The organism is Rhodococcus sp. IEGM 1408 (assembly GCF_033142235.1).
GTDB lineage: Bacteria > Actinomycetota > Actinomycetes > Mycobacteriales > Mycobacteriaceae > Dietzia.
In genome coordinates this window covers 145,554-159,595 of the sequence record NZ_JAWLRW010000004.1, presented here as the reverse complement: position 1 = coordinate 159,595, position 14,042 = coordinate 145,554, and the positions used below count along the sequence as shown (strand labels likewise).

The 14,042-nt window shown below is 71.3% G+C and carries 17 protein-coding genes; 11 read left to right on the top strand and 6 right to left on the bottom strand.

Going from position 1 to position 14,042, the window contains the following annotated elements:
• Positions 1 to 173 precede the first annotated feature (173 nt).
• Entirely contained in the window at positions 174 to 1,052 is an 879-nt protein-coding gene (locus tag R4P08_RS08055; RefSeq protein ID WP_317813279.1) for a sulfurtransferase, read from the top strand.
• A gap of 69 nt (positions 1,053 to 1,121) precedes the next feature.
• On the opposite strand, the gene R4P08_RS08050 is transcribed toward R4P08_RS08055, so the two are convergent.
• Both R4P08_RS08050 and R4P08_RS08045 read right to left on the bottom strand, forming a co-directional pair.
• Positions 1,122 to 1,952, bottom strand: coding sequence for a CoA ester lyase (locus tag R4P08_RS08050; RefSeq protein ID WP_317813278.1), 831 nt, complete (start codon positions 1,950 to 1,952; stop codon positions 1,122 to 1,124).
• A 183-nt stretch (positions 1,953 to 2,135) separates the two neighbouring features.
• Positions 2,136 to 2,531, bottom strand: coding sequence for a VOC family protein (locus tag R4P08_RS08045; RefSeq protein ID WP_317813277.1), 396 nt, complete (start codon positions 2,529 to 2,531; stop codon positions 2,136 to 2,138).
• A 70-nt stretch (positions 2,532 to 2,601) separates the two neighbouring features.
• Between R4P08_RS08045 and R4P08_RS08040 the strand changes: the two genes are divergently transcribed.
• A complete protein-coding gene (locus tag R4P08_RS08040; RefSeq protein WP_317813276.1) occupies positions 2,602 to 3,603 on the top strand; it encodes an ATP-binding cassette domain-containing protein in 1,002 nt (333 codons plus the stop codon).
• Positions 3,600 to 4,463 (top strand): ABC transporter permease, encoded by an 864-nt coding sequence (locus R4P08_RS08035; RefSeq protein WP_317813275.1) that lies wholly within the window; start codon positions 3,600 to 3,602, stop codon positions 4,461 to 4,463. The genes R4P08_RS08040 and R4P08_RS08035 overlap by 4 nt, the downstream gene beginning before the upstream one ends.
• On the opposite strand, the gene R4P08_RS08030 is transcribed toward R4P08_RS08035, so the two are convergent.
• From R4P08_RS08030 to mftR, 4 genes are all read right to left on the bottom strand, one after another.
• Positions 4,383 to 4,796, bottom strand: a complete 414-nt coding sequence (locus R4P08_RS08030) for a transcriptional regulator (protein ID WP_317813274.1) — start codon at positions 4,794 to 4,796, stop codon at positions 4,383 to 4,385. The two genes, R4P08_RS08035 and R4P08_RS08030, sit on opposite strands and share 81 nt — an antisense overlap.
• Entirely contained in the window at positions 4,793 to 5,326 is a 534-nt protein-coding gene (locus R4P08_RS08025) for a hypothetical protein (protein WP_317813273.1), read from the bottom strand. The genes R4P08_RS08030 and R4P08_RS08025 overlap by 4 nt, the downstream gene beginning before the upstream one ends.
• A 94-nt stretch (positions 5,327 to 5,420) precedes the next feature.
• The gene (locus R4P08_RS08020) at positions 5,421 to 5,927 is read right to left on the bottom strand and encodes a hotdog fold domain-containing protein (protein ID WP_317813272.1); all 507 of its coding nucleotides are present in this window, start codon (positions 5,925 to 5,927) and stop codon (positions 5,421 to 5,423) included.
• A gap of 66 nt (positions 5,928 to 5,993) precedes the next feature.
• Complete coding sequence (mftR, locus tag R4P08_RS08015) at positions 5,994 to 6,590, bottom strand: mycofactocin system transcriptional regulator (RefSeq protein WP_317813271.1); 597 nt, start codon at positions 6,588 to 6,590, stop codon at positions 5,994 to 5,996.
• A gap of 109 nt (positions 6,591 to 6,699) precedes the next feature.
• On the opposite strand from mftR, the gene mftA reads away from it, so the two are divergent.
• The 8 genes from mftA to mftG all read left to right on the top strand — a co-directional run bounded on the left by mftA (position 6,700) and on the right by mftG (position 14,028).
• Positions 6,700 to 6,786, top strand: coding sequence for a mycofactocin precursor MftA (gene mftA, locus R4P08_RS08010; protein WP_067716580.1), 87 nt, complete (start codon positions 6,700 to 6,702; stop codon positions 6,784 to 6,786).
• 1 nt (position 6,787) lies between these two features.
• Positions 6,788 to 7,114 (top strand): mycofactocin biosynthesis chaperone MftB, encoded by a 327-nt coding sequence (mftB, locus tag R4P08_RS08005; RefSeq protein ID WP_317813270.1) that lies wholly within the window; start codon positions 6,788 to 6,790, stop codon positions 7,112 to 7,114.
• Entirely contained in the window at positions 7,111 to 8,355 is a 1,245-nt protein-coding gene (gene mftC / locus R4P08_RS08000; protein WP_317813268.1) for a mycofactocin radical SAM maturase, read from the top strand. Before mftB ends, mftC begins: the two co-directional genes overlap by 4 nt.
• A gap of 39 nt (positions 8,356 to 8,394) precedes the next feature.
• Positions 8,395 to 9,618: a pre-mycofactocin synthase MftD gene (gene mftD, locus R4P08_RS07995; RefSeq protein ID WP_317813267.1), complete on the top strand. Its 1,224-nt coding sequence runs from the start codon at positions 8,395 to 8,397 to the stop codon at positions 9,616 to 9,618.
• Between the two features lie 63 nt (positions 9,619 to 9,681).
• Positions 9,682 to 10,497 carry a mycofactocin-coupled SDR family oxidoreductase gene (locus tag R4P08_RS07990; RefSeq protein WP_317813266.1) on the top strand — a complete coding sequence of 272 codons (816 nt, stop codon included), beginning with the start codon at positions 9,682 to 9,684 and terminating at the stop codon, positions 10,495 to 10,497.
• Positions 10,494 to 11,177: a mycofactocin biosynthesis peptidyl-dipeptidase MftE gene (mftE, locus tag R4P08_RS07985; RefSeq protein ID WP_317813521.1), complete on the top strand. Its 684-nt coding sequence runs from the start codon at positions 10,494 to 10,496 to the stop codon at positions 11,175 to 11,177. The genes R4P08_RS07990 and mftE overlap by 4 nt, the downstream gene beginning before the upstream one ends.
• A complete protein-coding gene (mftF, locus tag R4P08_RS07980; protein ID WP_317813265.1) occupies positions 11,174 to 12,643 on the top strand; it encodes a mycofactocin biosynthesis glycosyltransferase MftF in 1,470 nt (489 codons plus the stop codon). Before mftE ends, mftF begins: the two co-directional genes overlap by 4 nt.
• Positions 12,640 to 14,028, top strand: a complete 1,389-nt coding sequence (gene mftG, locus R4P08_RS07975; RefSeq protein WP_317813264.1) for a mycofactocin system GMC family oxidoreductase MftG — start codon at positions 12,640 to 12,642, stop codon at positions 14,026 to 14,028. The genes mftF and mftG overlap by 4 nt, the downstream gene beginning before the upstream one ends.
• Positions 14,029 to 14,042: the final 14 nt, after the last annotated feature.

Here is a 14,042-nt window from a genome sequence, read left to right as displayed (position 1 = left end):
CCGACGGCCCCGCCCCGTGCTCCACGGTGGCAGGGGTCGTCGTAGTACGCGGGGCACGGGGCACGGGGTCGATGTGACTGATCGGATGCGACGCCGGACACTGCGTGCGATGCACGAGAGCCGGATCGTGCCTACCGTGGAAGGTGGCCCATCAGCTTCAGGAAAGGGATGTCATGGGAAACCCTCTACCCTCACCGGTCAGTGTGGCCTGGCTGCACGAGCACCTCGGCGACGAGAACCTCGTCGTCATCGACGCCACCAACCACCTGCCCATCCCGACCGACGGGCCCTACGTCCCGGAGTCGGGAGCCGAGACCTACCGCCCCGAACACATCCCTGGCGCACTCTTCGCGGATCTGCTCGTAGCCTTCGCCGACCCGGACAGCCCGGAAGACTGGACTGCCCCGGATCACGAGCGCTTCGCCGCCGCGGCCGGAACCCTCGGGATCGGCGACGGCGCGACCGTCGTCGTGTACGACCAGCACGGAGGCTTCTGGGCCACCCGGTTCTGGTGGCACCTGCGCTATGAGGGATTCGACCAGGTCACGACTCTCGACGGCGGTCTCCCGGCGTGGAAGGCGGCCGGGTACGAAGTGACCGACGTCGTCCCGGAACCCAACCCCCGCACCTTCACCGGCACCCGGCGGCCCGAGCTGTTCCGCTCCACCGAGGACGTGGCCGCGAGCCTGGACGACGAGAACACCGTGCTGGTCAACGTCCTGGACGAGCCCGCCTACCGTGGCGATGTGAAGAACTTTGCCAGACGCGGCCATATACCGGGCAGCATCAACCTGCCGGTGTCCACCCTGCGCGACCCCGAGACGGGCGCCCCCCGGCCGATCGAGGAACTCCGCCGTGAGTTCGAGGCTGCTGGTCTGATGGACTCCGGCCGGAAGGTGGTCACCTACTGTGGTGGCGGCATCGCGGCGACCGGTGTCGCCCACGCCCTCGCTCTGGCCGGCCGAGACGACGTGGCTGTGTACGACGGCTCGATGACCGCGTGGGCCGGGAACCCCGACCTCCCGCTGGTCACCGGCGACTCACCGCGCTGAGCGTTCCGGACTGACCGGTCGCCGCGTGAAGTCAGCCCGGGGGCGGGGCGAGCGCAACAGACCCGGGGGTCAGCGCATCACGGCGTAGGCCTGCGCGAGTCGCGAGATCTTCTGCGCCCGGGCCAGCCGCGGCAGGTCCGAGCCGTCGCGGCAGCGTTCGCCCCCGGCGCCCAGTTCCTCGATCACGGACTCGGCCCAGGAGACATCGGCGGCCGAGGGTGAGAGGACCTCGTTGATGTACGGGGCCTGGTCCACCCGCAGGCACAGCTTGCCGGTCATGCCCATCTCCACCGCGTGCTCAGCGGCGTCCATGAGGACTTGGGTGTCGTTGGAGATGGTCGGCCCGTCGATCGGCGGGGCCACGCGCGCGACCCGGCTCGACACGACGAACTGGGACCGGGTGTAGGCCAGCGCGATCTGCGAGGATCCGATCCCCGTGTCGCGGCGGAAGTCGCCGACCCCGAACGCCAGGCGCACCACCTGGGGAGTCTGGGCGATCTCCGTGGCGGCGGCCAGACCGTCCGCGGATTCCACCAGCGCGACGATCGGGGTGTCGGCGGCCAACCGGGACGCCGTCAGCGAGACGTGCTCCGCGTTCTCGGTCTTGGCCAGCATCACGCCGTCCAGGCCGGGGCAGTGCCCCAGCGCCATGAGGTCCTTCTCCCACTCGGGGGAGCGGACGTCGTTGATCCGGATCCACGCGTGGTTGCCGGCCTCGAGCCACTGGCGGACGTCGCGGCGCGCGCGCTCCTTTTCCGACTGGCGGCACCCGTCCTCGACATCGAGCACCACGACGTCCATCTCGGAGTTCACCGCGGCATCGAAGCGCTCGGGCTTGTCGGCGGGCAGCAGCAGCCACGAACGGGCGATCGTCGGCGGGATGGTCGATATGGGGCTCATGAGTACCGGTCATCCTTATGTTCATCTGACGGCGGGTGTCGCGCGGCAACACTCCATGATACGTCGAGCACGCCACCGGGTCCCGGGCGGGAACCTGCCGCGATCCGCGTCGTCAGCTCGGACGCCACCGTTGCGCACCGCCGCCTGACCCCGGTCGACCGAGGGGACGGACGGGCGCCCGGTCTACATCTCGGGCGTGGTGGCCAGTTGGATGAGGTTCCCGCACGAGTCATCGACGACCATGGTCCACACCGGACCCATCTCGGCGGGGGCCTGTACGACCTCTGCGCCCTTGGTGAGGAGATCCTCGTGGACGCGGTCGATGTCGTCCACGGTGAACACGGCCGCGGGGATGCCGTCCGCGCGGAGGGCCGCACAATATGCCCGCGCGGCCGGGTGCTGGTCGGGCTCCAGTAGGAGCTGGGGGCCGGCGGAGTCCTCGGGGCTGACCACGGTCAGCCACCGGAACTCGCCCAACGGGATGTCCACGCCGAGCGCGAACCCCAGGATGTCGGTGTAGAACGCCAGCGCCCGGTCCTGGTCGTCGACGAAGACCGAGGTCATCGAAATGCGGGGCATAGGTCGAGGATAGTCCGCAATCGCAGCGACGGCTATTGACTCCATAATCTGCGCGCGGCAGGCTTTGTGGGTGAGTAATCGACTCTCGTCCCACGCCCCGGCGATCGAGGCGGAACACCTCGTCAAGAAGTTCGGAGACTTCACCGCCGTCGACGACATCTCTTTCTCCGTCCCCACCGGCTCCGTCCTCGGACTGCTCGGGCCCAACGGTTCCGGCAAGACCACCACCATCCGCATGATGACCACCCTCAGCCCGCCCACGTCCGGCACCGCACGGGTCGCCGGACACGACGTGATGCGCGAGCCCGCCGAGGTGCGCAAGGCCATGGGCATGACCGCGCAGTCGGCGACCGTCGACGAGCTGCTCACCGGGCGCGAGAACCTCCGGCTGATCGGCGATCTCTACGGGTTGCCCAAGAAGGCGGTGCGGGCCCGGGCCGACGAGTTGCTCGAGAAGTTCTCGCTCGCCGATGCCGCCACGAAGGTGGCCAAGAGCTACTCCGGCGGCATGCGGCGCCGGCTCGACCTGGCGGCCAGCCTGGTCGCGGCCCCGCCGGTGTTGTTCCTGGACGAGCCCACCACCGGACTCGATCCCCGGTCGCGCAACGAGCTGTGGGACGTCCTGCGCGACCTCGTCCGGGACGGCGCGACGCTGCTGCTCACCACGCAGTACCTCGACGAGGCGGACCAGCTGGCTGATCGGGTGATCGTCATCGATCACGGAAGCGTCATCGCCGAGGGTACCCCGCTGCAGCTCAAGGACCGCTCCGGTGCGGCCAGCCTGGTGGTGACGGTCTCCCGTCCGGACGACGTCGACGAGGCTGTCCGCGTCCTCTCCGGCCGGGTCGAGGAACTGCACGTGGACCGGGACGCCCGCCGGCTCACCGCGCCGTCGGCGGGGGTCTCGGCGTTGGCCGACATCGCCGCTGCCTTCACTGAAGCCGGTATCGAGCTCGACGACATCGGCATCCAACGGCCCAGCCTGGACGACGTCTTCCTCTCCCTCACCGGACGCAAGGCCGAGGCCGAGCCCGCGGACACCGACACCATCGAAGAGGAGAACCGGGTATGAGCACCGCCGCAGGAAACGCGCCCGTCGAGACGACGCACGAACGCTTCGCCGTACCGGTCCGCCCCGACGGCCCCTCGTTCGGCCGGCAGGTCTCCACCCTCGTGCGCCGCAACCTCTTCCACATCCGGCGCCAGCCGGAGAACCTGGCCGACGTCACCATCCAGCCGGTGATGTTCGTCCTGCTGTTCGCGTTCGTCTTCGGCGGCGCGATCTCGGTCGCCGGCGGGAACTACCGCGAGTGGCTGCTGCCGGGGATCATGGCGCAGACCATGGCGTTCTCGTCGTTCGTCGTGGCCTCCGGGCTGTGCAACGACCTCAACAAGGGGATCATCGACCGCTTCCGGACGCTGCCCATCCAGCGCGCGTCGATTCTCATCGCGCGGAGCGCGTCCAGCCTCATCCACTCGTCGATCGGCGTCGTGGTCATGTCGCTGACCGGCCTCGTCGTGGGTTGGCGGATCCGCAGCGGGATCATCGACGCCCTGCTGGGTTACCTCATCCTGCTGGGCTTCGGGTTCGTCATGATCTGGATCGGCATCGTGGTGGGTTCCCGCCTCAAGACCATCGAGGCCGTCAACGGCGTCATGTTCACCACGACCTTCCCCATCACGTTCGTCGCCAACACCTTCGCACCTCCGGAGTCCATGCCCACCTGGCTGCGGGTGATCGCCGAGTGGAATCCGCTGTCCTCGGTCGTCCAGGCGATGCGCCAACTCTGGGGCAATGCTCCGGCGGTGGGCCCGGACGCCGCGCTCCCGCTGCAGCACCCGGTGCTCGCGTCACTGCTGTGGATCGTGGGGCTGACCGTGGTGATCGCCCCGATCGCCGTCAAGGCGTTCGACGCCCGGACCCGGGACTGACGCGTCCTCGGCCGGGGTCGGGACGCCCTCGGCCGCGGCAGCGAGTTCGCGCAGTGCCCCGAGGTGGCCGGAGAAGGCCCGCCGGCCGTTGCGGGTGAGGGACAGCCAGGTCCGCGCGCGGCCGGTGGCACCGGGGGCCTTGGACGTGCTCGCGTATCCCGCGTCGGTGAGGACCTTGAGCTGCTTGGACAGCACGGAGTCGGCCACCCCCAGCTCGTCGCGCACCGAGCCGAACTCCATGGACTCGACGGGTGCCAGCAACGCGCAGATCCGTAGCCGGTGCGGGGCGTGGATGACCTCGTCGAACTGCGCGGCGGGGCGTTTGGTCGTCACCGGCGCGATCGCGGCAGTGCGGCGACCCCGGAGCGGATCTCCTCGCGCAGCGCGCCGTCCACGCCCCTGCCCAGAACGATGGTGGCGACGAGGGCGACCGCGGCGAGCAGGACGGCGAGCCACCAGGGCAGAGGTCCCTCCCGGAAGGTGGGAACGAGTGAGGCGCCGGCGGACACCGCCACGATCACCGCGTAGGCCAGCCACCACTTCCTGGAGGTGGGGCCGAGGTTGCGCAGGTCCACCCACAGGCCGGTCATCCGCTGGTACGCCCCGACCAGCAACCCGATGCCCACCGCGCCGACCAGGGCGACCGGGAGACGGACGAAGTTGTGCAGGTCGAGGGCGGACACCAGCATGATCGCGGCGAGGATCGTGCCGAGTGCGGGGTGGTACCACCAGGGAGTGATGAGCCTGTCGGCCACCGACTGTCGGGCCGCGTCGACGTCGGCGAGCGCGGCGGCGACGTCGTACGGGCCGGAACCGCAACCGGAACCGGGATCGGTACGCGGGGGAGAACCGTTGTTTTCCATGATGGAAAGGTTAGGTCCGTCTTTCCGTTTCCGCAACGGAAAATGTGGAATTGCTCGGGCCCATGAGCCGCGTCTCGTCGCGGTCGGGCGGGCGTCAGCCTTTCTTACCGGGTGAGACCCGGATGGTGATGGTCCCCACCACGGGTTCGACGCCGGCGTCGTCGACAAAGCGCAGGGGCACCTCGATGTCCTCGCCGGTGGAGATGGACGAGAAGTCGGGGAGCTCCGGCCACTCGGCCGTGACCGTCATGCCGCCGGTCGACTTGGCCGGGTAGCGCACGTTCATCCCCACGGGGATCCAGCGGTGGGTCGCCGGCACCGTGGCCTCGGCGAGCACGCCCATCGCCATCTCGGCCAGGTTCAGCGCGGCGATCACGTGGAAGGTGCCGATGTGGTTGCGGTTGCCCCACCAGGCGGGGCCGCGCACCACGCAACGGCCGGGTCGCAACTCCGTGACGTGGGGGTACGCGGTCCGGAAGTAGGGGGCCTTGAGGCTCACGCCGACGCTGAACAGGCGCGATCCCAGCGGTAGGCGGGTGGCCGTCTTCCAGAGTCGGTAGGTGGAGGTATCGGTGGTGCGGGCGGGGGAGTCTTTGGTCACGACGACGAGGTTACCCGCCAGTAAGTTCAGGGCCGCGCGATCTGGCCGGATCGCGGGCGCCCGAGCTCAGGCGAGGATCTGGGTCCCCTGACGCAACAGCTCGTGGAGGCGTTCCTGGTCCGCGCCGGGCTCCTTCACCCACAGCCGGTATGCCGAGAGTGCGATCCCGAGCGCCGCATGCGCGGTGGCGGAGGGGATCAGGTCATCTGCGATCTCGCCCCTGCGCGCGGCCACGAACCCGGCCACCGCGCGGCGCCAGTCGGCGTACATGAGCGTCGAATGGGCCTGGAGCTCGTCCACGTTCAGCAGGAGCCGCATCCGCAGCCGGTGCACCTCGGTCTCGTCGGCGGGGAAGGTGTTGAACGCCGCGAGCGCGTCGGCCAGAGCATCACGCAACGGTGTCTGCTCTCCGATGCCAGCGAGGTAGACCCGCATGGCGTCTATCTGGTCGTCGAACTCGCCCCAGGCGATAGCGGCCTTGCCGGGGAAGTACCGGAACAGGGTGCGTCGGGAGATGTGCGCGGCATCCGCGATCTGGTCGACGCTGGTGCCTTCGTACCCCTGGCGGGCGAACAGATCCAGGGCCACGTCGACGATCGAGGCGCGCGTGGTGGACGGTCGGCGCCCGGGCGGACGCCCGTCAGGCGCCTGCGTTGTTCCCATGACTGACGACAATAGAGCAGAAGTCGTTGCCTTTGGCATCCTGTGCCAATATGATGCAGGTCTCACCTGTGGAGGTGAGGCGTCCCTGTGCGCTACGAGAGGACACGCTATGGAGAACACGCAGAACACCGAGGTCGTACTGGAGGAGGCCCTCATCGAGGAGGTCTCCATCGACGGCATGTGCGGGGTCTACTGAGATGACACCCGCAGCAGCGCCGGCCGGCGCCGGACAGGAAGCCGCCCCGGCGGTCTTCGACCTCGACGCCGGCTGGCGCCTGCACCCCGGAGTGGCGCTGCGCCCCGAGCCGTTCGGAGCCCTGCTCTACCACTTCCACACCCGCAAACTCAGCTTTCTCAAGTCGCCGACCATCGTCGAGGTGGTCCGCATTCTCGCCGACCACCCCTCGGCCCGCGCCGCGTGCGCGGCTGCCGGGGTCCCGATAGATGACCCCGGTACCGCTCGCCTGTACCTGCACGCGCTCGGCCAGCTCGCCGCCTCGCGCATGATCGAGGAGACCTCATGACCAGCACGCTGAACCGCCCGGTGCCCACCACGACCGCGCCCGCTCCCGTCGGCCGGCTCGTCGACCAGTTCGAGCGCGGGCTCGACGCCCCCATCTGCCTGACCTGGGAGCTCACCTACGCCTGCAACCTGGCCTGCGTGCACTGCCTGAGCTCGTCGGGCAAGCGCGATCCCCGGGAGCTGAGCACCGAACAGTGCAAGGCGATCATCGACGAGCTGCAGAAGATGCAGGTCTTCTACGTCAACATCGGCGGCGGGGAGCCCACCGTCCGCCCGGACTTCTGGGAGCTCGTCGACTACGCCACGAGCCACCAGGTGGGGGTCAAGTTCTCCACCAACGGCGTGCGGATCGACGAGAAGGTGGCGCAGCGCCTGGCCGCCAGCGACTACGTCGACGTCCAGATCTCGCTGGACGGCGCCACGGCCGAGGTCAACGACGCGGTCCGCGGCCCGGGCTCGTTCGACATGGCGGTGCGCGCCCTGGAGAACCTCCAGAACGCCGGGTTCACCGACGCCAAGATCTCAGTGGTCGTCACCCGCCAGAACGTCACCCAGCTGGACGAGTTCAAGGCACTGGCGGACCGGTTCGACGCGACCCTGCGGATCACCCGCCTGCGCCCCTCGGGCCGCGGCGCCGACGTGTGGGACGAGCTGCACCCGCTGCCGGAGCAGCAGAGGGGCCTCTACGACTGGCTGGTCGCGAACGGCGAGAACGTCCTCACGGGTGACAGCTTCTTCCACCTGTCGGCCTTCGGCGACGGGCAGGGCTCGCTGCCCGGCCTCAACCTCTGTGGTGCGGGTCGCGTGGTGTGCCTGATCGACCCGATCGGGGACGTCTACGCCTGCCCGTTCGCGATCCACGACAACTTCCTCGCCGGCAACGTGGTGGCCGACGGGAGCTTCGAGTCGGTCTGGCAGACCTCCGAGCTCTTCCGCGAGCTGCGCGAGCCCCAGTCCGCCGGGGCCTGTGCCTCCTGCAACTTCTACGACAGCTGCCGGGGCGGCTGCATGGCGGCCAAGTTCTTCACCGGTCTGCCGATGGACGGACCCGATCCCGAGTGCGTCCAGGGGTTCGGCGAGGGACTGCTCGAGGCTGAGCGGAGCATCCCCCCGGCGTCGCAGGATCACTCCCGCGTGAACGGACTGGCCGCGCGCAAGCAGCCGACCGGCCCCGTGGCGCTGACCCTGATCACCACCCCGCCGCGCCGGCCCAAGAGCCTGTGCGACGAATCCCCGGTCTGACCGACCGCCCCCGAACCCCCTGAAAAGGAGACACCTCACGTGTCCAACCTGTCGAAAATCGCCGAGGCCAACCCCTGGCGTCAGAACCCGTGGTTCGAGTCGGTCGCCGAGGCCCAGCGCCGCGCGAAGAAGCGGCTGCCCAAGAGCGTCTACATGGCACTGGTGGCCGGTAGCGAGCAGGGCGTGACGATCGACGACAACACGGCGGCGTTCGCCGAGCTCGGCCCCAAGCCGCACGTGATCGGGGCCAAGGCCGAGCGCGACATGGCCACCACCGTCATGGGCCAGCCCATCAGCATGCCGGTGATGATCTCACCGACCGGGGTGCAGGCCGTCACCCCGGACGGGGAGGTCGACGTGGCCCGCGCCGCCGCCGCGCGCGGCACCGCGATGGGACTGTCCTCGTTCGCCTCCAAGCCCATCGAGGAGGTCATCGCCGCCAACCCGCAGACCTTCTTCCAGGTGTACTGGCTGGGCGGCAAGGAGAAGGTCCTCGAGCGCCTCGAGCGGGCCAAGGCAGCCGGCGCCAAGGGCGTCATCCTCACCACCGACTGGTCGTTCTCGATGGGCCGCGACTGGGGCAGCCCGTCCATCCCCGAGAAGCTCGACGTCAAGGCGATGATCACCTTGGCGCCCGAGATCGCGGTCCGCCCGCGCTGGGCCCTGCAGTGGGCCGAGGACGTGGTCAAGACCAAGCGGTTCCCCGACCTGACCACGCCGAACCTCGTGGGCCAGGGCGAGATGGGCCCGACCTTCTTCGGCGCCTACGGCGAATGGATGGGTACCCCGCCGGCCACCTGGGAGGACATCGCCTGGGTCGTGGAGAACTTCGACGGCCCCGTCATGCTCAAGGGCATCACCCGGATCGACGACGCCCGGCGGGCGGTCGACGCGGGCGTGGCCGCGATCTCGGTCTCCAACCACGGTGGCAACAACCTCGACGGCACGCCCGCGTCGATCCGCTGCCTCGGACCGATCGTCGACGCCGTCGACGGGCAGGTCGAGGTGCTCATGGACGGCGGCGTCCGTCGCGGCTCGGACGTCGCCAAGGCGCTCGCCCTCGGGGCGCGCGCGGTGATGATCGGCCGGGCCTACCTCTGGGGCCTGGGTGCCAACGGCCAGGCCGGCGTGGAGAACGTCCTGGACATCCTGCGCTCGGGCCTGGACTCCAGCCTGATCGGGCTGAGCAAATCGTCCATCTCCGAGCTCAACCGGGACGACTACGTGATCCCCGACGGGTTCATGCGCCGACTCGGAGAGTGACCCTCCGGGGGCCCGCCCGGGCACCCCGGCTATGCATCTGTAGAGAATGAGGAACCGAACTCCATGGGAGATTTCGACGGCAAGGTCGTCTACATCACCGGCATCGCCCGCGGCCAGGGCCGCAAGCACGCCATCCGCTTCGCCCGCGAGGGCGCCAAGGTCATCGGCATGGACCTGTGCGCCTCGCCGTCGGAGTACGTGGGATACAAGGCGGCCACCGAGGACGACCTGGCCCAGACGGTCGAGAAGGTCGAGGCCGAGGGCGGGGAGATCCTCGCGGAGATCGGCGACGTCCGCGACCTGGCGTTCCAGCAGGACCTCGTCACCCGCGGGGTGGCGCAGTTCGGCGGGCGCCTGGACGTGGTGATCGCCAATGCCGGCATCTGTAACTGGGGCAAGGTCTGGGAGATCGACGAGCAGCAGTGGCAGGACACGATCGACATCAACCTGACGGGCTACTGGAAGACCCTCAAGGCGACGATCCCGCACATGCTCGCCGCCGACAACGGCGGGTCGATCGTCCTGGTCAGTTCCGTGGCCGGGCTCAAGGCCATGCCGGTGCAGTCGCCCTACTCGGCGTCCAAGTACGGCGTGGTGGGCCTGGCGCAGACCACCGCCAAGGAACTCGGTGAGCACGGGATCCGGGTCAACACCATCCACCCCTACGGCGTGCTGACCCCGATGGGCGCCGAGGACCCGGCGGCCCACGACGTGTTCGCCAACATGCCGCAGTTCCTGCCGCACTTCACGCCGATCCTGGGCATGGGCATGGCCACCACCGACGACATCTCGGACTCGGTCCTGTTCCTGGCCTCGGACGCCTCCCGCACCATCACCGCGTCGACCTTCACCGTCGACATGGGCGCGATCAAGGTCTGACGATCGAGCCCGTCCTGGCGGTGCTGCCGCTCGGCGCCACCGAGCAACACGGCGCGCACCTCCCGCTGCAGACTGACACCCTGCTGGCCACGGCAGCCGCGCACGCCCTCGCGGCCGCGGACTGCCTGGGCCACAGGGACGCCCGCGTGCTCCCCGCCCTCGCCTATGGCGCGAGCGGGGAGCACCAGTCGTTCCCCGGCACTGTGTCCATGGGGACGGAGGCACTGGCGCAGGTCGTGCTGGAGCTCGGCCGGTCGGTCTCCACCTGGGCCACCCGGTTCGTGGTGGTCAACGGCCATGGTGGCAACCTCGACGCGCTGCGCCGAGCGGTGCCGCAGCTGCGCCGCGAGGGCCGGGACGCCGCGTGGTTGCCGTGCCGGACCTCCGAACATGCCGCGGACACCCACGCCGGCCACGCCGAGACCTCGCTGATGCTCCATCTGCACCCCGACCTGGTCCGCGTGGACCGCGCCGCTCCCGGCTGCCTCCGCCCGCTGCCGGAGATCCTGCCCGCCCTGCGCGCCGGCGGCGTGGCCGCCGTGAGCCCGTCGGGCGTCCTCGGCGACCCCACCACGGCCACCTCGGCCGACGGCTGCCGACTGTGGGAGGAACTCCTCGCCGACGCCCGCGCCCGCCTCACGCGCTGGCAGCCCGGCGAGGCCGACGGGATGCTGCGGTGAGCGTCCCGCGCCGCGTCCCTCGTGTCGTTCCGAGCGTCATCCCGAGCGTCGTCCTGGACCGGCGCACCCGGGTGCTGCGCCGCGGGGGCGTCGTGCGCGTCCTCGGTGGTGACCCGGTCACCCTGGTCACCCCGGCGCCGGTGGTGGCGGCGCTGCTCGACGACGAGGTGATCGCCACCGACACCCCGGCAGGTGCCGCGCTCGCACGAGCGCTCACCGACCGGGGGATGGCCCACCCGGACGTCCGCGGTCCCGCCGCCACCGCACGCGCGCTGGACACCGTCGCCGTGGTGATCCCCGTCCACGACGATGCCGACGGGGTCGCCGCGCTCCTGCAGGCCCTCGGGGCCGACATCGCGCGCGGGCTGCGGGTCGTCGTCGTCGATGATGGTTCGACGGTTCCCCTTGTCGGGCGGGACGTCGTCCGGCACGAACGCTCGCGCGGCCCGTCCGCCGCGCGCAACACCGGCACCGCCGCCGCGCTCGCCGGGGGGGCCGAGGTGGTGGTGTACCTGGACGCGGACGTGATCCCGCGGCCCGGTTGGCTGGGTCCGCTGCTGGCGCACCTCGACGACCCCCGGGTCGCGGCGGTCGCGCCCCGGATCGTGGCCGCCGACCCGGGCCGGTTCTGGGTCCGCGGCTACGAGACGGCCCGCTCGGCCCTGGACATGGGACCCGAACCCGCGCGGGTGCGGGCGCGGACCCGCGTGAGTTACGTCCCCAGTGCGGCGCTCGCGGTCCGGCCCGACCGCCTGCCCCCGATGCCGGGCGGCGCCGGGAAGGGGCCGTTCGACGAGCGCATGCGAGTGGCCGAGGACGTGGACCTGTGCTGGCGCAGCGACCGGGCGGGCGGGGTGATCCGCTACGAGCCCGCGTCCCTCGTCGCCCACCGGCACCGCACCACCGTCGCGCCGCTGCTGACCCGGCGCGCGTTCTACGGCACCGGCGCGGCCCCGCTCGCGGACCGGCACGGCGCCGCCGTCGCGCCCGCGGTGGCATCTCCCTGGTCGCTGGCGGTGGCCGTGGGGGTCTGGAGCGCCACACCCCTCGGGACGCTCGTCGCGGCCGGCGCGGCGGCTCGCGCGTGGTACAGGACCCGCGCGCTCACGAGCGACGGGCGGGCGGCGGCCGTGCTGGTCGGGCGGGGCGCGGCGGCCTCGATCCGGCAGCTGCCCGAAGCGTTGCTGCGCCCCTACTGGCCGCTCACCGCGGTCGCGCTGATCGCCACCGCGCGCTCGTCGGCCCCGCTGGCACGCGGCCTGCGCCGACGGGTGGCGACCGCGGTTGTGCTCGAGGGACTGTGGCACTGGTGGTCCGCCCGTGAACCGGGCCGGTTGCCGGTCGACGAACCACTGGGGCACGTGGTCCTGCACCGCCTGGACGACATGGCCTACGGCGTCGGGGTGTGGCGCTCGGCGTGGGCCGCCCGGTCCACGCGTGCGCTGCGACCGGAACTCAAGCGATGAGCTCGCCGCCGCCGCCGCCGCCGCCGCCGCCGCCGCCGCTGCCGCAGCCGCGCTCACGTCTGCCCCGGGCCGCGGACGTGGTGGTGGTGGGCGCGGGACCGGCCGGCTGCGTGATGGCCCGCCGCCTGGCCGAAGCCGGCGCGGACGTCATCCTGCTCGAGGCGGGCACCGAGCGGGCGAGCTCGCGCGCCGGGCTGCTCGACGTGGGGCCCGTGTCGCGGGTGATCTCCCGACACCGCGCCACGCTCGGCGGCATCGAGCTGGAGCTGCCCCGCGGCCGCACCCTCGGCGGGTCGGGCGCGGTCAACGGCGGGTACTGCGCCCCGGCCCGGCCGTCCGACCTCGCCGCGTGGGGCCCGGACTGGCCCGGTCGGTACGCGGTGGGGCTCGCGCGCGCGACAGAACGACTGCGGCCACGGCTTGTTCCCGCGGGCCATGTCGCCGCCCGCGTGGCCGCCGCGTTCCCCGGCCGGGTCTCCGCCGTCGCCCAGGCGCGACGTGGCGGGCGGCGCGTCACCGCGTTCGATGCCTGGGACCCCGCGGGCGCGGGCGCGCGGGTGGTGACGGGCGCGATGGTCCGAGAACTCAAGTGGGCCGGGGGGCACGCGGGGGGACGGTGCGACGGGGTGGTGCTCGACGACGACGAGGAGATCACCGCCCGGCTGGTGATCCTGTGCGCGGGGTCGATCGGCTCGGCCGCGGTGCTGCTGGGCTCGGGGATCGCACCGGATGCGGGTTACCCGGTCGGCCGGGGGACGCAGGAGCACCCGGAGGTCCTGCTGGAACTGCCCGCTGGCGGGACGCCCGGTGGACGGCCCCCCGAGACCGGCGCCGAGCCCGGCGCCGGGCGCAACGCTGCCGGCGGCGTCGACGCACTCCCGCCTCTGCTCTCGCACGTGGTGCGGCTCGAGTTGCCCACGGCCTCCGGGATCGGCGAGTTCGAGGTGCGGCCGTATTCGCTCCCCCTGCACCGGGTGATCCCCGGACTGTCCCCGCAGCCACATCGGATCGGCGTGGCCCTGATGAACCCGGTGGGCCGCGGCGAGATCGTGCGGGACGGCGGTCTCCGGGTGGTCCTGGCCGACGATCCCGGGGACGCCGCGGCGCTCCACGCGGCCGCTGGGTTGGTCGCCGACAGGCTGGGGATCGCCGGACCGGCCGGTGGTCCGCGGCCAGGACCTGGAGTATCCACCTCCCACCATCTCTCGGGCTCGGCGCGGATCGGCGAGGTCGTCGACGAGTCCGGCCGGGTTCTGGGGTGCGAGGGTCTGCGGGTCGCCGACGCCTCGGTGTTCCCGTCGTTGCCGCGGTGCGGCCCCTATATGTCGGTTCTCGCGGTGGCCGAGGACCTCGCCGCGCGCATGATCTCCGAGGGGGCGTGGTAGAACCAGACAAGAAC